General features: G+C 40.8%; 19 protein-coding genes. 11 read left to right on the top strand and 8 right to left on the bottom strand.

What is annotated here, in order from left to right:
- Positions 1-32: 32 nt before the first annotated feature.
- The gene (locus J7E37_RS08770) at positions 33-1,427 is read right to left on the bottom strand and encodes a S8 family peptidase (RefSeq protein ID WP_214779035.1); all 1,395 of its coding nucleotides are present in this window, start codon (positions 1,425-1,427) and stop codon (positions 33-35) included.
- A 608-nt stretch (positions 1,428-2,035) separates the two neighbouring features.
- Between J7E37_RS08770 and parE the strand changes: the two genes are divergently transcribed.
- The 5 genes from parE (at position 2,036) to J7E37_RS08745 (ending at position 9,514) form a co-directional block, all read left to right on the top strand.
- Positions 2,036-4,015, top strand: a complete 1,980-nt coding sequence (gene parE, locus J7E37_RS08765; RefSeq protein WP_214779033.1) for a DNA topoisomerase IV subunit B — start codon at positions 2,036-2,038, stop codon at positions 4,013-4,015.
- A complete protein-coding gene (gene parC / locus J7E37_RS08760) occupies positions 4,012-6,453 on the top strand; it encodes a DNA topoisomerase IV subunit A (protein ID WP_214779032.1) in 2,442 nt (813 codons plus the stop codon). Before parE ends, parC begins: the two co-directional genes overlap by 4 nt.
- A gap of 204 nt (positions 6,454-6,657) precedes the next feature.
- Positions 6,658-8,091, top strand: coding sequence for an alanine/glycine:cation symporter family protein (locus J7E37_RS08755; RefSeq protein ID WP_214779031.1), 1,434 nt, complete (start codon positions 6,658-6,660; stop codon positions 8,089-8,091).
- Between the two features lie 91 nt (positions 8,092-8,182).
- Positions 8,183-8,941 carry a hypothetical protein gene (locus J7E37_RS08750; RefSeq protein WP_215023590.1) on the top strand — a complete coding sequence of 253 codons (759 nt, stop codon included), beginning with the start codon at positions 8,183-8,185 and terminating at the stop codon, positions 8,939-8,941.
- 81 nt (positions 8,942-9,022) lie between these two features.
- Positions 9,023-9,514, top strand: a complete 492-nt coding sequence (locus J7E37_RS08745) for a staygreen family protein (protein WP_214779029.1) — start codon at positions 9,023-9,025, stop codon at positions 9,512-9,514.
- Between the two features lie 1,426 nt (positions 9,515-10,940).
- On the opposite strand, the gene J7E37_RS08740 is transcribed toward J7E37_RS08745, so the two are convergent.
- Entirely contained in the window at positions 10,941-11,504 is a 564-nt protein-coding gene (locus J7E37_RS08740; RefSeq protein ID WP_215023588.1) for a flavin reductase family protein, read from the bottom strand.
- Between the two features lie 134 nt (positions 11,505-11,638).
- On the opposite strand from J7E37_RS08740, the gene J7E37_RS08735 reads away from it, so the two are divergent.
- On the top strand, positions 11,639-11,875 hold the full coding sequence (locus tag J7E37_RS08735) for a hypothetical protein (protein WP_215023586.1): 237 nt from the start codon (positions 11,639-11,641) through the stop codon (positions 11,873-11,875).
- A 161-nt stretch (positions 11,876-12,036) separates the two neighbouring features.
- The gene (locus tag J7E37_RS08730) at positions 12,037-13,257 is read left to right on the top strand and encodes an MFS transporter (RefSeq protein WP_215023584.1); all 1,221 of its coding nucleotides are present in this window, start codon (positions 12,037-12,039) and stop codon (positions 13,255-13,257) included.
- A gap of 726 nt (positions 13,258-13,983) precedes the next feature.
- On the opposite strand, the gene J7E37_RS08725 is transcribed toward J7E37_RS08730, so the two are convergent.
- A complete protein-coding gene (locus J7E37_RS08725) occupies positions 13,984-14,943 on the bottom strand; it encodes a nucleoside hydrolase (RefSeq protein WP_215023582.1) in 960 nt (319 codons plus the stop codon).
- A 154-nt stretch (positions 14,944-15,097) separates the two neighbouring features.
- On the opposite strand from J7E37_RS08725, the gene J7E37_RS08720 reads away from it, so the two are divergent.
- On the top strand, positions 15,098-15,253 hold the full coding sequence (locus J7E37_RS08720) for a hypothetical protein (protein ID WP_214779391.1): 156 nt from the start codon (positions 15,098-15,100) through the stop codon (positions 15,251-15,253).
- 64 nt (positions 15,254-15,317) lie between these two features.
- On the opposite strand, the gene J7E37_RS08715 is transcribed toward J7E37_RS08720, so the two are convergent.
- Both J7E37_RS08715 and J7E37_RS08710 read right to left on the bottom strand, forming a co-directional pair.
- Complete coding sequence (locus tag J7E37_RS08715; protein WP_215023580.1) at positions 15,318-16,127, bottom strand: metallophosphoesterase; 810 nt, start codon at positions 16,125-16,127, stop codon at positions 15,318-15,320.
- Between the two features lie 69 nt (positions 16,128-16,196).
- A complete protein-coding gene (locus J7E37_RS08710) occupies positions 16,197-16,757 on the bottom strand; it encodes a YkoP family protein (RefSeq protein ID WP_214779018.1) in 561 nt (186 codons plus the stop codon).
- Between the two features lie 144 nt (positions 16,758-16,901).
- Between J7E37_RS08710 and J7E37_RS08705 the strand changes: the two genes are divergently transcribed.
- The gene (locus tag J7E37_RS08705; RefSeq protein WP_215023578.1) at positions 16,902-17,993 is read left to right on the top strand and encodes an MGDG synthase family glycosyltransferase; all 1,092 of its coding nucleotides are present in this window, start codon (positions 16,902-16,904) and stop codon (positions 17,991-17,993) included.
- Positions 17,994-18,205: 212 nt separating this feature from the next.
- Positions 18,206-19,432, top strand: a complete 1,227-nt coding sequence (locus tag J7E37_RS08700) for an MFS transporter (protein ID WP_215023577.1) — start codon at positions 18,206-18,208, stop codon at positions 19,430-19,432.
- Positions 19,433-19,510: 78 nt separating this feature from the next.
- Here J7E37_RS08700 and J7E37_RS08695 read toward each other — a convergent pair whose 3' ends face one another.
- The gene (locus J7E37_RS08695) at positions 19,511-20,047 is read right to left on the bottom strand and encodes a class I SAM-dependent methyltransferase (RefSeq protein WP_214779012.1); all 537 of its coding nucleotides are present in this window, start codon (positions 20,045-20,047) and stop codon (positions 19,511-19,513) included.
- A 246-nt stretch (positions 20,048-20,293) separates the two neighbouring features.
- Between J7E37_RS08695 and J7E37_RS08690 the strand changes: the two genes are divergently transcribed.
- Positions 20,294-21,535, top strand: a complete 1,242-nt coding sequence (locus tag J7E37_RS08690; protein ID WP_214779010.1) for a dicarboxylate/amino acid:cation symporter — start codon at positions 20,294-20,296, stop codon at positions 21,533-21,535.
- Positions 21,536-21,621: 86 nt separating this feature from the next.
- Here the strand turns inward: J7E37_RS08690 and J7E37_RS08685 are convergent, their stop codons facing one another.
- Together J7E37_RS08685 and J7E37_RS08680 are read right to left on the bottom strand one after the other, a co-directional pair.
- Positions 21,622-21,816 (bottom strand): YbxH family protein, encoded by a 195-nt coding sequence (locus J7E37_RS08685; RefSeq protein ID WP_214740019.1) that lies wholly within the window; start codon positions 21,814-21,816, stop codon positions 21,622-21,624.
- Between the two features lie 35 nt (positions 21,817-21,851).
- Complete coding sequence (locus J7E37_RS08680; protein ID WP_215023573.1) at positions 21,852-23,222, bottom strand: aldehyde dehydrogenase; 1,371 nt, start codon at positions 23,220-23,222, stop codon at positions 21,852-21,854.
- Positions 23,223-23,289 lie beyond the last annotated feature (67 nt).

The raw sequence follows: 23,289 nt of genomic DNA, 5'->3' as shown, positions 1-23,289 counted from the left end.
CAATGGCGGCTTGTTGTTTTACAGATTAAGCATTATCTGAGCCAGTCAAATAACGACTTCTCCTGTTTGCGAAGGCTTGGCTTTTCTCTGCCTGCTTCCTGCAGTGCTGAATTAACATCAATTAAGCCATTTCCATAGTTACTATCTTTCCCTTGCTCCCCCAGATCGATCGCGGAATTCTTTATGATCCTAATCACTTGAGAACTGCTTAAGTCAGGGTTGGCAGATTTAATTAAAGCAGCAAGGCCAGCGACATGCGGTGCGGCCATTGAGGTCCCGGAAAGGGCAGCATATTGCTGGTTAAAATACGTGCTGGGAATATACACACCCGGAGCGGCAATATCAATATAATCCCCGAAGTTTGAAAAGCTTGCTCTGTTCCCATTATAGTCTACTGCAGAAACACTCAATACTTCAGGATATGCAGAAGGGTAGGTCGGCTGGTCTGAACCATCATTGCCAGCTGCAGAAACCATGACCACATTTTTCTTATAGGCATAACGTACAGATTCTTCGAGAACCCTTGAAGGCTGGTAATTGCCAAGGCTAAGATTGATGACATCGGCACCATGGTCGACCGCCCAGACGATCCCTTTTGCGATATCGAAGGTTGTGCCATAGCCTTTTGCGCCCATTGCTTTTATCGGCATGATTTTGCTGAACCATGTCATGCCCGCCACACCTTCGTTATTGTCCGTTTCCGAAGCAATGATTCCCGCTACATGGGTTCCATGCCCGTTGTCATCATCCGGTTCAGATTTTTCATCAATCACGTTATAGCCTTTAACAAGGCGGTTCCTTAAATCGGGATGGTCCAAATCAACACCTGTATCGACAATCGCTATTTCAATATCTTCATTTCCGCGGGTTACCTTCCATCCTTGCTCAGTACCTATGACTGGCAAATTCCATTGATAATTTTCCTGGTAGAGCAGGTCATTGGGACCGTTCACTTCATTTTGCATCAAGATAAAATTGGGTTCAGCATATTCTATATTTTTTCTCTGATTAAAGTAATCGATCATTTCCGGCGTTTCCATCACCGTTGACCTGAAAATATAAATTGAGTTTAGATGCTTGATGACCCAGCCTTTAATATCGCGTGTAATTTGGTCTAATTCCTCAACACTGGGTTCGTTAACAAAGTCAACTGTGGCTTCATGGTCATAATAATGGCTTGTATCCTTTTTATTATGAAAAATTAGTGTGACTTCTTCTTGAGTGTCAAGTTGATGCTTGATTTCCTCACCTATCTTCACGTTATTAACCTTTGCCATAGACCGTGTCAACATACTTTGCTGTCCCGAGGAATGGGTTCGTGCTCCATGTCCTGTTTGATCATCATCACTCCTGAACACCCCGCCTGCAGTAAGGGCGAGAAGAAGGATGAATGACGATCCAAGAATGAACACCTTCGCTCTTCTCATAAATAAAAGGCCTCCGTAAAATGTATTTGTTCTTATGTTGCAGTACAATTGAAAAATTAACGGCGGAAATCTCTGGGAGTTTAAATGGCCGGTGAAAGTGGAAGGGTGAAAGAGGTTTACTTCTCTATGGAATCGAATTTAACAGCAAAAAAATGACATGAAAGCTTCACATAAGTCCCCAAATAACCGATTTTTTATGACAAAATTCCAATTAATTCTTGAAATCCGTTTGCCAAATCCCAATTAATCGCTACAATTAAGCATAGACGCCATTCTTATGGTAAAATAACTAAGAGAACAATTGTTCTGATTCTGAAAAAGGAGATAAGAACCTTACTACTTTTTCAATGGCTCTTTTCGTAAACGTGTTGTTTTACAAGCTAAAGAAAACGGGTTTATGGGTTTGTATGAGTCTAATGTCTTTCTTCATTTTAGAAACCAAGAATACAGTTTCGAAGCTAAAATACGCGCTGGAATAGACATTTTCTACGAAAAGCAACTATCAATACGAAAAAGCCTTATAAAAAAAGACGAATACTTAACGAATTCATTGACACTATACATAAAAACCGTCAATGTTGATTGCTAGAAATGAAAGGGGTATGTTTGTGGCAAGAAATCAGCAAGCTTTTGATTATAATGATGATGCCATACAGGTGCTTGAAGGCCTTGAAGCGGTACGCAAAAGGCCGGGTATGTATATCGGCAGCACGGATACACGGGGACTTCATCACCTCGTTTACGAAATCGTTGATAACTCTGTAGACGAAGCACTTGGCGGCTACGGTAATCAAATCATCGTCAAAATCCATAAAGATAATTCCATCAGTGTCCAGGATAAAGGCCGAGGCATGCCAACGGGGATGCATAAGCTAGGCAAACCAACTCCAGAGGTCATCCTTACTGTCCTGCACGCAGGCGGAAAGTTTGGTCAGGGTGGATATAAAACGAGCGGCGGCCTTCATGGTGTAGGTGCATCCGTTGTAAATGCATTATCAGAATGGCTGGTTGTAACCATCAAGCGTGATGGTTTCATCTATGAGCAGCGTTTTGAAAATGGCGGAAAACCAGTGACAACCCTTGAAAAGATCGGAAAAACCAACCAATCAGGAACGACAATCCACTTTAAGCCTGACCCGGAAATTTTCTCTACGTTAACTTATAACTATGATACCCTCTCTGAACGTCTTAGAGAGTCTGCCTTTTTGTTAAAAGGACTTAAAATAGAGTTAATCGATGAGCGTAATGATGCTAAGGATGTTTTTCATTATGAGACTGGAATACAGGCATTCGTAGAATATTTGAACGAAGAAAAAGATGTGATGCATCCAGTTGTCAGTTTTGAAGGTGAGTACAGCAAAATAGAAGTTGAGTTTGCCTTCCAATTTAACGATGGGTACTCTGAGAATGTGCTCTCATTCGTCAACAATGTCCGGACAAAAGATGGCGGTACACATGAAGCAGGTGCCAAAACGGCGATGACGAGGGTATTCAATGAGTATGCCCGCAAGGTTGGGTTGCTTAAGGAGAAGGACAAGAACCTTGAAGGCGCTGACATTCGGGAAGGGTTGGCGGGCATTGTTTCCGTGCGCATTCCTGAAGAGCTGCTGCAATTTGAAGGCCAGACAAAGGGGAAACTGGGGACAAGTGAAGCCAGATCCGCGGTTGATTCTGTCGTTTCTGAACACTTATCATATTTCCTTGAGGAAAATCCTGATTTCAGTACATTACTGATTCGAAAGTCCATCAAAGCTTATCAGGCGCGTGAAGCTGCCCGAAAAGCGCGCGAGGATGCAAGAAGCGGGAAGAAGAGAAAGAGATCAGATGCGGTGTTGTCTGGCAAACTGACGCCAGCACAATCCAAGAACCCTGCGAAAAATGAACTTTACCTGGTAGAGGGTGATTCCGCTGGTGGTTCTGCCAAACAAGGCCGCGACAGGAAATTCCAGGCTGTGCTTCCATTGCGGGGTAAAGTAATTAATACCGAAAAAGCAAAACTTCAGGACATCTTCAAAAATGAAGAAATCAATACGATTATCCATGCCATTGGTGCCGGAGTAGGTTCTGACTTCAATGTAGAAGACATCAACTATGACAAAATAGTCATCATGACGGATGCCGATACCGACGGTGCCCATATCCAGGTGCTGTTGCTGACATTCTTTTACCGATATATGAAGCCGCTGATTGAAGCCGGTAAGGTATTCATTGCCCTGCCGCCGCTATATAAAGTCAGCAAGGGAACAGGCAAAAAAGAAGTCATCGAATATGCCTGGAGCGACGAAGAGCTGAAGGACGCGATGAAGAAGGTCGGTAAAGGCTATATTATCCAGCGTTATAAGGGTCTCGGGGAAATGAACGCCGATCAGCTCTGGGAAACCACGATGGATCCTGAGACAAGGACATTGATCCGGGTTAGAATTGACGATGCAGCTAGAGCGGAGCGAAGAGTGACAACCCTTATGGGGGATAAGGTGGAACCACGCAGGAAGTGGATAGAATCCAATGTAGCGTTCGGCCTGGAGGAAGATGGAAACATCCTTGAAAATGAAAATATCTCAGTTACAGAGGAGGTTGCTGGCGAATGAGTTCAGTTGAAAAATTTCGTGACCTCCCATTAGAAGATGTATTAGGCGACCGTTTCGGCCGTTATAGTAAATATATTATCCAGGAACGTGCACTTCCTGATGCGAGGGACGGGCTCAAACCTGTTCAACGCAGGATTTTGTATGCTATGCACGTGGAAGGAAACACAAGTGAGAAAGGCTTCCGGAAATCAGCCAAGACAGTCGGTAACGTAATTGGTAACTACCATCCGCACGGTGATTCCTCTGTATATGAAGCCATGGTCCGTATGAGCCAGGATTGGAAAGTGCGGAACTATCTTGTCGAAATGCATGGTAACAACGGAAGCATAGACGGTGACCCTCCAGCTGCGATGCGTTATACAGAAGCAAGATTGTCTGCCATTGCGGGTGAACTGTTAAGGGATATCGAGAAAAGAACAGTCGAATTCATCCCGAACTTTGATGACACATCAAGTGAGCCTACGGTACTCCCTGCGATGTTCCCAAACTTGCTAGTCAATGGTTCTACCGGGATATCCGCCGGTTATGCGACAGATATTCCTCCTCATAACCTGGCGGAAGTGATTGATGGGGTCATCATGAGGATGGACAATCCTGCGTGCACTGTGGAAGATTTGATGAAAGTCATTAAAGCTCCGGATTTCCCCACAGGAGGAATCATCCAGGGTGTTGAGGGAATCACTAAAGCCTATAAAACCGGTAAAGGAAAGGTCATCGTTCGCGGTAAAGCCGAAATCGAAGACATCCGCGGCGGCAAACAGCAGATTGTCATCACAGAAATCCCTTATGAAATCAATAAAGCCAATCTAGTCAAACGGATTGATGAATTCCGGCTTGACCGTAAAGTGGAAGGCATTTCGGAAGTGCGTGATGAAACCGACCGCACAGGGCTCCGTGTCGTAATTGAGCTGAAAAAAGAAGCTGATGCAAATGGTGTTTTGAATTACCTGTATAAGAACAGCGATTTGCAGATTACCTATAATTTCAATATGGTTGCCATCAACAAGAAAAGACCTGTATTGATGGGACTTGCCGAATTGATTGATGCTTATATTGACCACCAGAAGGATGTTGTGACAAAGCGTTCCCAATATGACCTTCAAAAAGCTCGTGACCGAGAGCATATCGTTGAAGGGCTTATGAAAGCTTTATCTATCCTCGACCAGGTGATCGCAACAATCCGTGCTTCAAAGGATAAGCGTGACGCCAAAGATAATTTGATTAAGAAATTTGAATTCACTGAAGTACAGGCTGAAGCAATTGTATCCTTGCAATTATACCGCCTGACGAATACCGATATTACTGCCCTTCAAGCCGAGGCAGAGGAGCTTGCCAAGAAAGTAGAGGAGCTTACCGCGATACTCGGCAGTGAGAAAAAGCTATTATCTGTCATCAAAAAGGAACTGAAGGATGTCAAAAAGCGGTTCTCTGATGAGCGCAGAACAAAAATCGAGGAAGAGATTGAGGAAATCAAGATTAACCTTGAAGTACTGATTGCAAGCGAGGATGTCATCGTTACTGTGACGAAGGATGGATACGTTAAACGAACCAGCCAAAGATCATATGCCGCCTCCAATGGGCAGGATTTTGCGATGAAGGACACGGATAGGCTTTTATCACAGTTGAATATGAATACAAAGGATGTCCTGCTGTTGTTCACAAATAAAGGCAGCTACCTATACTTGCCTGTCCATGAACTTCCTGACATCCGCTGGAAAGACCTTGGCCAGCATGTTGCAAACCTTGTGCCGTTAGACCGGGATGAAGAAATCATAAAGGCTGTCCCTGTCACGGATTTCGAACAGAATTCTTTCTTTGTATTTGTGACCAGGAATGGCATGGTAAAGAAATCTGAATTAAACCTTTATAAAGCCCAGCGTTACTCCAAGCCGCTAACCGCAATCAATGTAAAAGGTGACGACCGTGTCATCGATGTACATGTAACCAATGGTGAGAAGGATTTATTCCTTGCATCACATCTCGGTTATGGTCTGTGGTTCAGCGAAGAAGAAATTAGTCCAATTGGAGTCAGGGCAGCTGGAGTAAAGGGGATGAACCTGAAGGATGGGGATTATGTTGTCGGCGGGAAAACTATTGACAACAATCGCAGCCATTCCATCGTCATAGCTACGCAGCGTGGTGCCGTTAAAAAAATGAAGATGTCTGAGTTCGAGAAGACTTCCAGGGCTAAACGCGGTGTTGTCATGCTGCGTGAATTGAAAGCAAACCCTCACCGTATTATTGGTGTGGAGGCAGTCCAGGACGATGAAGAATTATTCTTCCAGTCAGAAAAACAGCAAATTGTTTCAGTGAAAGCTACAGAATTAAGGTTCAGCGATCGATATACAAATGGATCCTTCCTTGTGGATGATAGTGAAACTGGAAAGCTTACAGGTATCTGGAAAAGTGAGAATGAACAAGCAAAAGGCTCGCAATAATACCAGTTCCAACAAAAAACACAGTGTATTTGCTGTGTTTTTTGTTTTTAATCCAAAAATCAGGGTAATAGGTAGGTAGCTTCCTGTCTTTCGGAGGCAAATCTGATAATGGGAGTGAAGTACCATTGTAAAGCGATTACAATTTTGGTACATTAAAAACTATACTAAAATATCTTTGTCTAATACATAATAAAGGAGTTTTTTATGGAGATTTTCAACAACATTATATCCGAATTAAACAATTATATGTGGAGCTATGTATTAATTGCTGTACTGGTTGTATTGGGTACATATTTTACGTTCAGAACCAGATTTGTTCAATTCAAATACTTCCCTGAAATGATCAAGGTACTTAAAGATCCAGCCACTGTATCTTCTGAAGGGAAACGGGGCAGGTCATCATTTCAGGCATTTACAGTCAGCTTAGCTTCAAGGGTTGGTACAGGGAACCTGGCTGGAGTTGCGACAGCCATCTCTGCCGGAGGGCCAGGAGCCGTCTTTTGGATGTGGATCATTGCGTTAATAGGAGCAGCATCAAGCTTTATCGAAAGTACTCTAGCCCAAATTTATAAGGTTAAAGATAAAGACGAGGCAGAATATCGCGGCGGTCCAGCTTATTATATGGAACGCGGGTTAAATAAGAGATGGCTGGGTATCTTATTTGCTATAATTATTGTCTTTACTTTTGGCTTGGTGTTTAGTTCTGTACAATCCAACACCATTTCCCTTGCCTTTGACCAGGCGTTTGGATTCGATCGCTTTTGGATGGGAGTCATTTTGGCTGTTATGACTGCGGCGGTCATTTTTGGCGGAATTAAAAGGATCGCTTTTGTCTCTCAAATTATCGTGCCAATCATGGCAGTGTTATATTTAATCCTTGCATTGATCATTGTGATCATGAATTTCACAGAAATCCCTGCAATGCTCTCACTGATCGTCAAGAACGCATTCGGCCTGCAGGAAGTAGTAGGCGGTGGAATGGGAGCAGCGGTTATGATGGGAATCAAGAGAGGACTATTCTCCAACGAGGCCGGGATGGGAAGTGCACCAAATGCAGCTGCTACTGCGGCTGTAACCCATCCAGTAAAACAAGGCCTAATCCAAACATTAGGTGTATTTACGGATACTTTACTGATTTGTACGGCAACAGCCTTTATCATCATTATGTCGGGCGAATATACGAACCCTGATTTGGATGGAATACAGTTAACTCAAGCAGCTCTGACAGCTCATGTCGGTTCATGGGCACCAGCGTTCGTCGGCGGAGCTATTTTCCTTTTTGCATTCACCTCCATTATTGGAAATTACTATTATGGTGAAACGAATATTGAATTCATCAAGAAAAGCCCTACTGCTCTCTTTATTTACCGTCTTGCTGTTATAGGAATGGTTTTGTTCGGTTCAATTGCCGAGCTAGCCATCGTCTGGAATTTGGCAGATCTCTTCATGGGTATCATGGCATTGATCAATCTTATAGCCATAACCTTGCTAGCGAAGATTGCTATGGCAGCATTAAAGGATTACAGGGAACAGCGAAAACAAGGAAAAGATCCAGTTTTCTATGCTGATTCAATTGATGGTTTGACAGGAATAGAGTCCTGGGATTATCAAAAGGCTGTAGAGTCCAAAAATAAGTAATAGTAACTAACCCTTCTGATTCGGTCAGAGGGGTTTTTTATGCATTTTTTTACCATTTCTGGAGAAGATAACTTCAACGGGGTGATTTAAAATGAAAAGGGAACTATTAATCACGTTTGGCGCATTCTTTTTTATGTCGTTAACCGCCTTCACCGGCGTATACGCAGGGGAATCCAGTGAGAAAACGGTGACAATATCAGAGGGAAAAGTGGATGTTACGGGCGATGGGAAGAAAGATTTGATTTATGTGAAAGGCGTGCCTTATGAAGAAGGGGCTCAATATCTCAATAATATTTTCCTGAAAATCAGAGCCTCCAATGGAGAAATCTATAAGATCGATCTAGAGGGTGGCTACGATCCTGCTGCTATATATAAAGATTTGAATCACGATTCTGTAAAAGACATATTTATCAGTGTTCCTACGGGAGGAAGCGGAGGTCTTTCGAATTATTACTTATATAGTTTAAGGGATTTCCAAGTTACCAATCTCACTGTGCCAGAACCTTTGGCAGTCAGCAGTCAATTTGAGGATGGATACAAGGCTTCCATTACGATTGAGGAAACAGGCCAGTCGTACAGCTTTGACTTAAGCGACAGGAAAGATGATTATGAAAGGCTCGGGCTATATCAGGATGGAAAATTAAATGAACCGGCAGAACTAATGGTTCTTCCATTCGGATTATTAGAGACAGAGAAGGTCAAAAATGGCCTTTACGGATTAAAAGGGAGCCAGCGGATAAATGGAGCGTATAATGCTTATGGAATCGCCAATCTTGAATCTTCCTGGTTATATGAAAACGGAAAATGGGAATTATTAAGTGCTGAAGTCAAACCCCTGAAAGCTCAATAAAATAGGCGATTGTCACGTAATTCCCACAACTGGCATAAGCTATCGGAAAAGGATTCTTTTATCAGGAAGGAGCCTTCTGACGTGAGCAAATTCAAGCCAGAACGACTGAAAGTTACCTTTATTCCACCAGCAACTGCTTTTGTGCCTATAGACAGCAGGAAATATACTTTTACTCATTCTGACCTTACTGGAGAATTATTTCTTGCCATCGGGAATGTCTATGACTACCAGGCCATCAATTATGAAATGCGCGATGAAGTACTGGCCGACTGGGTGACACTCAACGGTGAATACTTACTGTATGGAAAGGTTTATATCAGCAACGGCGAATACGATTTGAATATGTCCAGAATCCGATACATGATTTTCAAGAAAGAATTGGATTTAGCATTGACTGCGATGATTTATGGAGATAGAAGCTTTTTCACATATTATCCATGGCTGCTTGATGCGCCAATTTACGTACAGTTTTCATCGATCTATCCAGAATTTAATCAAATCCGCTGCTATGGTACGCCTAGAACGTATCTTAACAAAGCGAATAAAGAAAGAACACCAGAAGCACAGGCATGAGACCTGTGCTTTTTTAAATACAGCATGCATGAACCGGAAAAGAAGGTACATAATAATATTATGTAAACTAAGGGAAATTGTTAAAGAGGATAGAGACAGATAACAGTATGATTAATACCATAAATAAAGCGAATGGAAAACTTCTGGCGCGAAACGAGATATAAGAAGTTTTTTCTAATAAGACCCAGATGCAAACTGGAATGAACTGAAGCAATAGACTTGAACTAACCAAAAAAAATTTAATTAAATTAGAAGTCATTATTTTAAGCAGAAACAAATTAATATCATGAGAATCCAGGTGAATTTTCGATTGCGTCTCACTAGTTTAAGTATACTTAGTTAGTGAGACAATACTATAATGATTTTATGCAACTTCCTAGAATTTATGTTATGTAAACTAGGAAAAAGGTTTTTTATAGAAAGGGCTCAGCTTACCTTCCTCCCGTCTTTTACATTGCAAATAACGATCATATTATTAGTTAGGCTCATGAACGTTAAGCCACCTGCACTCATCTACAAGTGATGGCTTAACGTTGTTTGGCTTTAATGCTTGATTAGTTTGATTCCGGTCACTGGCCTATGAACTTTTTACTTAAAGTTATCTTTGCATGTCTATTTTAATTTTTTTCTCTGCCGTTTTTAGGTCGATTCCTTTTTACAGTTAGTATAAATGCGGCCCATTTCAATATAAATATAGCTGCAATAATAACAAGAAATGGCTTTTGTAACCAGTTATACTGCCCGAATCGAAAAAAGAACAGAAAGAAAGTGGTGTGCAATATAACCAACACGAACAGAGTGCCACTTTGTCTTTGAAGGTGCTCCCACCCTTTATCCCCTAATATCTTGACAGAGCGAGTATTTGATACCAGGCTAAGCAAAAGCAGATAGAACAAGCTGACAAACCCAATTAGATTGGCAAGTGTAAAGCCAGGATCAAAATCAAGCTGGCCTGTTACCTGATTAACCCCGATAATTAATCTAATTGGCTCCCAGTAAAACCACCCTTTGAAAAGGATATAAAGATGCAATAATACCATGATGGTGCACCAAATTCCCAGCTCTCTTCTCCAGGATAAAAAACGGAGAAAAACAGGATGAAATTTGCTTAGCGGACCCAGTATCATCGTAATAATCAGAAATAATAAGGCCACATCCGCAAATGCTCTGTTCAAGGAATGCATTGTATTCCAGCCAGATCGGCTATAATAAAATATTAAACTCAATAAAAATGCCAGAAATGAAACAAATAAATGTTTCTTTATGTTTCTCATCCCATTCCCCTTCTTAAAAATGTTTTCATTGTGCACAGGCTTGCAGGATGTTCGCGGGATAACTAAAAGACACGCATTTAATATAGTATAAGAGAAAAGCTGTTTTCTAATTCAGCTTTTCTCTTTTTGAATCATCAGCTTACTTATTTCAATTAAATTTCTTTTACCGGGTGGGAAATAAAATGATTATCTTTATCAACTTTTGTATAGGTTGACCTCCCTATGTATAGCGGAATTGAAAGCTTTTCGAAATCTGGCAATCCGTTAGCAAGAAATTTATCATCATCCCGGTAAAAACCCACGATGTTTGCCACAAACCAGTCATGGTCTCCGTATGTATTCCGATCGATAACTTCACACTCATACGCAATATAAGCATCATGCAGTATCGGTGAGTTTGTAGCTGACCCGTGGTCAAAACTGATGTTCGCTATATCAAATTTATTGATTTTCGAACCGGTATACACGCCTGCTTGCTGAATAAGATTTGAATATTCAAAAGGCACAAAATTAATGGCAAATTTCCCTGCTGATTTTACCAGTTGATAAGTATATCGCTCACGGCCAATAGCTGCTCCATAAATTGGCGGATCATATGATATATATGAATGCCAGCCAGCAGCCATTATATTATTTTCTTCCTTATGAGACACTGTAACCAGTGCGACCATTCCTGGATAACTATGCATGACAGTTTGATTGATTAATTGAATCATGTTTTGTGTTCCTCCTTTGATTTTATAGTGTTCCATTCTCTTAGAAGCATGGGCAACTGTCTATTTTTTTATATTTATGCCATCAAATTTTTAGTCACATATCCTATATTGAATAAAATATAGGAGGTTGCTCAATGAATTATCCTCAAACTTATTTTCACAGGCAAGATCATCAGAATGATGAAAGGATTATTCCGTTATTATTCCTTGCTGCTGCACCTGCATTTTATGGCGGGTATGGATTTGGCGCTCCGTGGTATGGTTATGGCCGACCTGGGTACTGGTACGGCCGCAGACCGTGGTACGGATTTGGCCGCCGTCCATGGTATGGTTTCGGTCGTCGCCGCTGGTATGGCAGGCCATGGTGGTAATTGCAAAATAAAAAGAGCTCCCTGTTCGACAGGGAGTTTCTCCCTTCTAATGAGGAAATTTATTCTATTATAGCAAAAAACTGAAATTTCGTATTGCGAAGTAAATTTAAAATCTTTAAAATATAACAGAATAACTAAACTTCATGATTAAGGGAGATCCTATGAACCGCAAAGTTTTTCTTTATGTAAAAGCATTTTCCGACCTTGGAACCTTTATGGATTTAATCGCAATCAATGTTTTGATGTATATGGCAACAGGAAGTCCTGCCTGGCTTGCTGCTACCATGGCATTCCGGACATTGGGCGGAGTTTTATCCAGCTTATTTTCAGGTGTTCTCGCAGATCGTTTTGACCGTAGGAAAATCATGATATGGACCGATGTTTTTAGGGCAATCATCATCCTGAGCTTGATCCCCTTTCCTGATCCAGTCATGATCCTGATCGTCTGCTTCTTGATAGGGTTGACGAGCAGCTTTTTTGCTGTCAGCTACAGTGCGGAAATACCGCAAATCTTTGGCCAGGATAAGGTATTAGAGACCAATGCTCTGATCTCGAGATTGACATCGATCAGCCTGGTTTTTGGGTTCATTGGTGCTGGAGTGATCACAGATTTTCTTGGTTACCAGGTTACCCTGATCATCGACGCTGCTACTTATCTAATATCTGCAGCAGTACTAATCAAAATTAAGTGGGAAACAACAAATCCAGTTCAATCAGGTTTGATAACGAATGGAGTTAAACAAAAAGTATCCCAAGTTGGTAAGGATTTAAAAGAGGTATATTCTTTCATCCTTTCTGTGCCGATGTTAATGTATGTCAATATCGTTTTCCTCGTGGGGTCATTTGCCGGCGCCTCTCACAATTTAGGTATTCCTTTGCTGGCAGACTCAATTGATACGAGCAAACAAAGCTTGATTTATGGACTGATCTGGGGTGTCTGGGGAGCTGGCTCTGTGTTTGCCACCCTTCTGCTGCCAAGATTGAAATTTCTGCAGGGTAACCACTTGTATCGTACATATTTTCTTGCAGCGATTATGATGTCAACTGGATTTATCATCTTTTTGTCAAACAAGAATGTTTGGGTTGTCCTGCTGTTTGCCTTCATTACCGGCATTTTTGATGCCTGCTTTACGACTCTGCACGCGACACTCCTCCAGAAAACGGATAATTACATAAGAGGAAGAATATTTGGAGTTGGCATGCTGTTAAAATCATTAGGGTTTGCACTTGGTTTTGTGATTGCCCCTCTTCTTCTCGAAACCCTCACCCTGGCTAAAATGGTCTGGGTTTTCCATGGAATCTTAATCACCACAAGCATATTAGTGATGATTTATTCAAGCGGAAAACAAAAGAAACTACGTGAGATCAAACAAAGTATATAGACCAGCGATCAAAAAGAATTCCCGGCATTGATTCCGGATTCTCTTTGGAAGTGCGAAATCAGATATAACAGTACAAGTAATGCAGAAAAAGCATGGTGATTAGCAATTAAATCATCATGCTTTTTAACTTCTGAATTTTATAATTTAAAGTCGTTATAATTGGAATTACATTTTGGGGAGTTTTCAAAGAAATACCGGATCTGATAAATAGTCGGAAAAATTCCGCTTAATAAGTAAATTGTATTGAAAATAGGCTAAATAGACGGAGAAATTCCGTCTATTTACTCGAAATACATTAAATTGGTGGATATTGCTTGGCATAACCGGAAATACTCCGCTTATTCAGCCAAAAACATGCTTCATTCTGAATATAACCGGAAAACCTCCGCTTATTTTACTTTCGCTGTTTTCTTATCTAAGGACCAGAACTTCTTTCTCCTGGTGCATCTATTTTACATTTGGAAATTTGCCATTCTTATCAAATTTAACGAAGTATGAACAAGCGTTTTGCATATAAACTTATACCATGAGAATATTCATTCTCACTTTACTAATTGATATGCAAATTAAAGTATTGATTATCAAATAAAATTGGTCATAAACGTTCTATACCAATAAAAAATAGCATGCTAAATCGTAAACGATTTAACTTGCTATTTGAATAGTATTTTCGCGTTTTGCACTCCAAAAGAGAACTCGTTACATTGATTTGCCGTGACTTCATTTTTAGCTTTTAGTTGTGGTCGTTCCCATAAATGTCAGGGTGAAATCCTCTATAAAGGCAGGGATATCGGCTTCCATGCCGATCCAATCTAAATTCTCTTCCGGCTCCGGCTCAGGTTTCGGCCTAAAATCAGCAATGCTTTTACCCCTTGCCCGTCCAAACAGTTCAATAGTGACCCGCCTTGGCAAATATTTTACCAGGTTCTTGTTAACAAGAGCGCTTAATGTGATGACATCATGAAGTGGTGCCCCGGTAATGCCAGGAACATTCTTTTTATAAGCTTCAAAGTAATAATCATAAACAGGTTTGATCAGATCCTTAAAAGGAGACTGGCTGTTTTGAGCAAGATAATCGATCACTGCAGGAGGAATGATTGCTTTATTGGTAATGTTCAGCGGATGCAAGAATACATTCCTTGCCTTTTCCAGCACTTGATTTGCAGCGATTGGATCAGCATAAAAGTTTGCCTCGGCTTCCGCTGTGACGTTACCTGGAACGAGGAAAGCTCCTCCCATGATATACACGGCATTGACCGTTTTAAAAGCTTCCGTGCCATAAAGTATGAAGGGTATGGCCAGTTCGGTCTGCCTTCCAACACCAACGATTACTAGATTATCGGAGTACTGATTCACAATATCAAGAATTTTATTAATATCATATACCTTAACTTCCCCAAGGTCCTCGGGCGGCCTGATGGGACCAAGCCCCTCTGGACCATGAATTTCAGGATAAAAAGTGGCTATCTCCCCTGATAAAGGACCAGAGGCACCTGCGATGATCGGTATATCCTCTCTTCCCCCCAGCTGCAATAAATAGGCTGTGTTGTTTATTGCCTGTTCTTTCGTGATATTTCCATATCCGGTTACAACACCAACAACATTTAATTCTGGGCGTAAAAGTGCGTACATCAGTGCAAGTGAGTCATCGACACCTGAATCGGTAAACAAAAGAATATTATACATATGCATCCCTCTCCCGTTTGGTCATAATCATATTATATGAAACCCTTGGGTCCATTCATTCAGTGATTTTCAGTATTTACCGATTGGCTAATAATATCTCTTTATTTCACACAAACTATATTGGCATGATCTTATTGATGGAGGTAACGAATTCGTGAAAAAGAAACAAGAAAATATGAAAGAACCGACCATTGCTCCCGGAATGGATGATCAAGAGGAACTGGATATGGACGCTTCAAAAGAGGAGAAAGAAAAAGGAGAGTTTACTAATGTATATTCACTTTCCCTTGACGAAGTTGATCCTAGTTAGCTTTTAGCTGAGGAAACGAAACAGAAAAAAGCTTGCCATAGTATGGATGGCAAGCTTTCATCTTTTACGATAATTCATGGAAAGTTATTTCTGGACGGCTTCCAATACGGATGTTGACCCCTGTTTGGCCAAGCCCTTCACTGATATAAAACGGCTTCCCTCCATGGTAATGCAGGCCTTTGACCATTTTCATACGGACTAGCTTGCCCATTTTGATCAGATGGTATGGTTTAGGCCAATGGATTTGACCGCCATGGAAATGGCCGGATAATAAATAATCAAAGTGGATTTCTTCCATCTCAAGTACGACATTAGGATCATGCGTCAAAACCAGGTTGTATCCTTCAGGCACATTGAGATATGCCTTATGAACATCACTATGATGAGTACTGTAATTATCAATACCTATGATATTCAAATTCTCCCCATTTACTTTAATGGTAATGTGCTCATTTTGTAGTGTCTGGCACCCATTATCCTCAAGTGTCCTTTTCAAAGCTTCAAAGTTCTTTCCCTTTAAAACATAATCGTGGTTGCCGAATACTGCATAAATACCATACTTGGGATTCAGCTTATTTAATACTTCTAGATAACCTCTAAGCTTTGGAATGCTCCTTTTACGGTCGAGAAAATCTCCCGTAAGGGCAATAAGATCCACAGGCTGTCCCGAAACTATATTATATAACTCATTTGGATTTACAGAGATATTTTCAAGATGCAGGTCAGATAGGTGGAGAATTTTCAAGTTGTTTGATGAAACTTCGATATTAGGTCTGGATACAGAAATCGTATTAATTTCAACCTTCTTGGTGTTTCTGTTTGCGAAGAAAAATACCACTCCAATTAAAGCTGAAAAAATCAAAAACAGGACCATAGTCTCCCCTCCCTCCTATCCAGTATAGTAAGGATGAGGAGAAAGGGCTAGAGGGAGTTGAAGGAAATACTATCTTTTATATTTTTCTAACAGCTTTTCTTTTGACATCATTAAGTATACCGGACATTGTATTCCTTTTTTGCCAGAAAGCGGATGTGAATTCGAAAGCAGCCAGATTGGAGTTTGCATTAATTGTTTAAACCTTGCATAAATTTTGCTATCCGGCTGAATACACTCAAAGCCGAGTGGCTTAAAACCTTTATTGATAAGGGTAATACCTATAATTCCTTTTATGTTTGAATTTTCCGGATGATTAAGGATGTAATCACTCAAAAGCGGCATAGATTCCATCACACCTCGAAAAACAAATCTTCCCCTAGAAACGTCATTTTTTATCCTGGCAACATCTTTAAAAATCCTGACATTATGTAAATGGATTTTAAGCAGAAGATCATTTTTGCGAATTTTTATTCCATCTGACAAAATAACTTCTTTTCCTTTGTATCGCGTTAGACGAACCCTGAACATGCCTTTATCTTTACTTTCAGGACATATATATTGCAGCCGGGTAAACCAGAAGTATAAAGGATCTATCCAGCTCCACATAGATATAAAAATTGATCTTACCATTTCTATCCTAGCTCCTTTCCATTCGTTCAATTATAGGTTGGTTAAATTGCCTATTTTTTAGAAATGGTAATGAAAGGATTAAACATTCTGGAATGGATTTGGAGATGGAAGCGAATAGTATGAAAAAAAGGGTTTTGAGAATAGATGACAAAAATTCTTATATTGCCGTTTTTACAAATGCCTTCGGGACATCACCAGGCAGCTGATACATTAAGTTACTGTTTCAAAGAAATAGATCGGACAATAGAGGTCAGGAAAATAGACATTTTCCATTATACCTCCCGTATAGCGGAAAGCATTTCTACCAATATTTATTTAAAGGCATTGAAACTAAGTCCTTCGTTTTATAGCTGGCTGTACCGCCAAAATGCATGTAAAAACTATGAGGAAGAGAAACGGTATTTATTATACGAATTTATGTTCTTGGGAAGTATGAAGAGGCTTATCAATGCGGAAGATCCCGATCTTATTATCTGCACACATTGCCTCCCTTCATATCTTTTAAATGTATTGAAGCAGCAGCATCATTTTCCTATACCAGTGATTAACGCTTATACGGATTTCTTTATCAACTCCGTTTGGGGACTAAGGAATATTGATTTGCATTTTGCTGGCAGTAACACAATTAAGCAATTTCTTGAACGAAACGGAGTCCCTCAAAGTAAGATTGTTGTTACAGGAATCCCTGTTCATCCGAAAATCACAGATAAAAAGAAAATAACGGAAAATAAAAACAAAAAACTTTTTAACGTGTTAGTGGCTGGGGGGAATTTGGGCGTAGGGCAAATTGGAAATATTGTTAAACAGCTGGGACATGCTCCTGAATTAAATTATTATGTGTTATGTGGAAAAAATAATAAGCTGTTCTGGAAAATAGAAAAGCTTCAAAATCCGCGCATCATCCCGGTCTCTTATATTGCAGATAGAGAGGAAATGAATGAATTATACGACCGGATTGATGCAGCCTTAACCAAGCCTGGGGGTATTACTGTCAGTGAATGCCTCCGCAAAGAAATTCCTTTGTTCTTGCTTGAATCACTTCCAGGTCCCGAGGAGCAAAACGAAAAGTTCCTGCTTGAGGAGAAACTCGCTATGAAAGCCCCTATTGCTGGTATTGAAGAGGCTGTATTGAGCTTCCTAACAAGTGAAAAGGACTTGAAAGAGTTCCACATACAGCTTTCAAGCTATTCAAGACGGATCGAGAATTTAGACGCAGTTCTGAAAAGATTTTTCTAAAGTGAAAAAGAATGCTTTCGAAGGCATTCTTTTTTTGTGGTACGAGTAAAACGATCGGCGAATCCTTTTAGAAAAGATAGGGCAGGAAACTCTCTGTTCTTTATTGAGAAGGTATGCTTAATGTACCGTTTTTATCTGCTTCTATTGCCAATCGAGAAGCAAAATCGTACAATCCAATTCGTGCGATTTATTTGAGAGGAGAAAAATAAGGATTGAAATTTAATGAAAATGAGAAGTTGAGCATCTATAGCGGGCTTGCTTCAACTGCAGCTACTAACATGGTTAACGGTTATATCCCTTTGTTTGCAATTGGAGTTCTGGGAGCAACCAACCAGCAAATCGGCTTGATTGTCTCCCTGCCTTCCATAATAGGCATGCTTGCATTGATTCCGGGAGCTATTTGGCTTAATCGAGTGCAGAGCAAAAAGAATTTTGCTGTAATTTCAACGTTGCTCACCCGTTTAATATTCAGCTTGATCCTATTCGTTCCCTTCCTTGGAAGTCCTTATGCAGCATGGGCACTGGTGATCCTGATTGCACTGCTAAACTTTCCTGGTGCCTTATCTGGTTTGTCATGGCAGTCAATGATTGGGGATTTGGTTCCTGAAAAACGCAGAGGGGAATTTTTTAGCTCCCGTAACCGATACAACACGATAGCAGCAATGGCTGTGACATTTGGTACTGGAGTATTCCTGCAGCAATTTGATAAAGATAACGCTTTTCCTTACCAATTATTATTCATTGCTGCATTTTTATTTGCAGTGTTTGAGATATATTATCTTTTTAAACACAAGGAACCTGAAAGGCCTATGAATGAAAAAGTTACAGACGAGAAAAGCAAGAAGCTTTCGCTCGCAGTATATAAGCATAAGCCGTTCTTAGCATTCGTTATTTCTGCCTTATTGTTCGGCTTTTCCGCGCAGATGGCCTGGTCCCTGTTCGGTATTTATCAGATCAAAGAGGCAAATGCCACTGCATTGTGGCTGAGCCTGTTTTCTGTCACAAACCAGCTGGCGCAAATCATCACTATAAAATGGTGGGCGAATGCTGCAGACCGCCGGGGAAACAGCTTCGTTTTATTTATTGCAGCAGCCGGTATGGCAACTGCTCCTGCTTTGACGATGCTTTCAACAAATCTCGTCTACCTGACAATGATTAATCTGTGGATTGGCTTGTTTGTTTCTGGAACCAATCTGCTGTTGTTCAACCAGCTCCTTAAAGCTTCTCCAGAGACAGACCGAACGAATTATATTGCCAATTATAACTTCCTGCTTTCGATCGTCGGGTTTATTGCCCCGCAGATGGGTGTCCTGCTCCTTAATGGTTTTGGAATGAATGCGGCGATGAATCTGATATCACTGTTCCGGGTGATTGCCGCCTTCTCCTTCCTGTTTGTAGCTTTAAAATTCGAACGTAAAGTGATAGCAGAATCTATATAAAGTTAGTCTTTCTAAAGCAGAAACAGGTCCTTACTGTTTCTGCTTCTTTCATAGATCAGCAGGGGTTAACCTTAAATTCTATTGGAATTCATTCTTTTTCTGGCAAAAAATTGTCTGTCGTCCTTCCTGTTCATCTTCCTCAAAAAAGAGAATCTTCCAATCTCCTAATTCTTTCAGCAGCTCATTCGATTCCAGCTTGTATTGACTCGAAATATGCCCGTTATTTGCAGTTTTATGTTTGTAAAACGTTTCGAAGAATAAATATCCATTATCCTTGATAACTTGTTTTAGTAGTGGAAATACAGAACGGTCCAGATAATAGGTCATTACCGCTAAATCATGCTTATGGTCTTTTAAAAAGGATCTTTCTTTTGTGAGATCAGTTACTTTAGCCGTAATATTCAACCCTCGTCTGGCTGCTTCCGCTTGTACATAGTTTATAGCGACGTCGGAAATATCAACTGCAGTCATGTCATAGCCTAGTTCTGACAGATAAATGCTATTGCCTCCCAGTCCTGAGGCAAAGTCTATTGCTGTCCCGCCTTTCAAATAAGCAGCCATCCTTAGCAGCCTTCTATTTGGTTCCGGAGGCTTCCCGTCTATTAACCTATCCATGTATTTTCGATTCCATTTACCTTGAGCATCCACTCTATATCACTGCCTTCAAAAGAAAAGTTAACTAAAATATAACATAGATATACCTCACTCTCATTTACAACATATGTTTTTAAAATATTCAGAAAACATATTGTCTTTTCAAGCGAAAATAGTCATACTTTAAGTGTAACAAAATATTTATAATTATCAGTTATTTTAGTAAGCGCTTTCATTTATTATTATTTTTTATTAGGAGGAGATGAAATGTCACTCACGCGCAAAATCCTTTATGGTATGGGATTGGGTATTATTGTCGGTCTTATTTTTAACTTGGCGTTGCCTGAAGTGTTCGAAACAGTCAATAGTTATGTATTTGTCCCTCTTGGAAAAATCTTTGTCAATTTGATTAAAATGCTTGTCGTCCCTATTGTCATCGTTTCTCTTATACTAGGAACTGCGGGAATTAGTGATCCTAAGAAGCTCGGCAGGATCGGCGGCAAGACGATTTCTTTTTTCCTGATTACTACCGCAATTGCATTAGTTCTGGCGATTGGAATGGCACTTCTGGTTCAACCAGGTTCAGGCAGCTTCCAATTGGAGGGCGCAAGCTTTGAAGCTGCTGAGGCACCGCCGGTTATTGAAACATTATTGAATATTATTCCTGCCAATCCTCTTGGGGCCATGGTCGAGGGTTCAATGCTCCAGGTGATTGCATTTTCAATTATCATTGGCTTTGGTATAGCAAGAGTCGGTGAAAAAGCAGCTGGATTGATTAAACTGGTCGAACAGGCCAATGAAGTACTAATGTATTTAGTTCAGGCAATCATGAAGTTCGCTCCATACGGCGCTTTCGGTTTGATTGCAACGGCAATCGGCAGCCAGGGACTGGAAGCAATCGCAGCAATGGGTAAATATATGTTCGTGGTTCTTTTCGTCCTGCTGCTTCACCTTGTTATCACCTATGGGTCAGCGGTATCTTTGCTCGGAAAACTGAATCCAATTAAATTCATCAAAGAATTCTCACCAGCTATGATTGTAGCATTCAGTACTTCTAGCAGTGCTGCTACCCTTCCTATTTCGATGAAAACACTGCAAAATAATCTCAAAGTTTCCAAAAGTGTCAGTGGTTTCGTGCAGCCGCTGGGAGCCACGATCAATATGGATGGAACAGCCATCATGCAAGGGGTTGCCACCATCTTCATTGCTCAGGTTTATGGAGCCGAACTGGGACTGGGACAATTATTGACCGTCATATTGACTGCGACACTGGCAAGTATCGGAACAGCAGGCGTCCCTGGAGTGGGATTAATCATGCTGTCTATGGTATTAACTTCAGTAGGCTTGCCTGTTGAAGCTATAGCTTTAGTGCTGGGGGTTGACCGTCTCCTTGACATGTGCAGAACTGCTGTGAACATTACCGGTGATGCTGCCTGCGCCGTCTATGTTGCCCGCTCTGAAGGGGAAACTTTAGAAGAGGTTGAAATAGACGAAAATGTTACTGCATAAGTTAATTTTCTTTCTTATATGCTGAAAATAAAAACAGCTGCTCTTTTTCGGAGCAGCTGTTATTTATTCACAGTGAGTAAAACCCATTAGTCAATTCCATGCTTTTCACAGTATTGGTCGATTAGTCGCTCAGTAAGACTGGGATCAGGAGCTTCGCCTTGGAAGGAAAATCTCAACTCTTCGATGAATTCCCCTTTATGATATACATGGATTGCTCCATCCTGGTTAATCACACTGTATTCCGGTTCGAAAATATAACCGCTGCGTTCTACTGCACCCATGTGTTCCATCCTCCTTACAATTTGCAAAACCATGCCTATTTAATAAACAGCTTCACTTTCTTTAGCGCATTCTTGGTATTAGGATACCGGAATGGAAGATCGAAGCGAGTGGTTTGCTTCAATATGCTTTTTTCATGTGAAAATACATCGAAGCTGCCCTGCCCGTGATAAGCACCGATACCGCTTTCACCTACACCGCCAAATGGCAGGTACGGTGAGCTTAAGTGGTAGACGGTATCATTGATGCATCCACCGCCAAAGGATATATGTTCAAGAATCATTTTCTGGACCTGTTCACTTTCAGAGAAGATATAGAGTGCAAGCGGCTTTGGCCGAGCATTGATTCTCGTTATCATATCAGACAAATCATCGTATTCGAGGACAGGCAGAATCGGACCGAAAATTTCGTCCTCCATCACTTCATCTTCCCAGTTGATATTGGTTAGAACGGTAGGCTCTATTGAAAGCTTTTCTTCATTTGTTCTTCCGCCAAAGAATGTGTCACCATTATCGAGGAAACCCGTTAGTCTGTTAAAATGCCGCTCACTTACAATTTTCGTAAAGTTTCCGCTTGAAATCGCATCCAATGAGTATAATTCCTCTACTGATTCTTTTAACAGCTTTAAAAATTCATCTTTTACACTTCTATGGATATAAAGATAGTCCGGAGCAACACAGGTTTGTCCTGCATTCATGAACTTGCCCCATGCAACTCTCTTTGCTGCAAACTTTAAATGGGCATCATGGTGTACAATGCATGGACTTTTACCTCCTAATTCAAGGGTAACGGGAGTAAGTTTCTTAGCTGCCGCTTCCATTATGATCTTTCCCACCGGAACACTTCCTGTAAAGAAGATATAATCCAGTTTCTCTCTTAAAAGTCCCTGGCTGGTTTCCACTCCGCCTTCAACAACAGCCAGATATTCCTCAGGAAAATTATCATGAATGAGCTTCGCGAGGACCCCGGAGGTACGGGGAGTAAGCTCTGAAGGCTTTAAGATGGCACAGTTTCCGGCAGCGATAGCTCCAATTAAAGGGGCTACCGCCAGTTGGAAAGGATAGTTCCATGGAGCAATGACAAGAGCTACTCCATACGGTTCGGGATATATATAGCTTTTAGACCCTAACAAAGTCAGAGTAGATTTTACTTTTCTTGGCTTTGCCCATTTGCGGACATGCTTTATGGTAAACCGCAACTCCTCAAGTACTATTCCAATTTCGGTTAGGTATGAATCAAACTCAGTCTTATTCAAGTCCGCCTTTAAGGCATCCATCAGTTCCTGTTCATGGGATTTGATCAAGCTTCTTAATAATCTCAGAGCCTCAAGCCTGAATGGAATTTCCTTTGTTTTTCCACTGAAAAAAAACTGTCTTTGTTTCTCTATTAGTCCACTGTAATTCTCCATCCTGTCCCCTCCAATAAGAATAAAAAGTTTCTCTTTATTTTCCCCATTTCATATAATCCATACCTAA

This window comes from Bacillus sp. ISL-39, from assembly GCF_018613295.1.
Taxonomy (GTDB): domain Bacteria; phylum Bacillota; class Bacilli; order Bacillales; family Cytobacillaceae; genus Mesobacillus.
The sequence above is the reverse complement of the archived record's forward strand: the minus strand, read 5'-3'. Positions and strand labels throughout refer to the sequence as shown.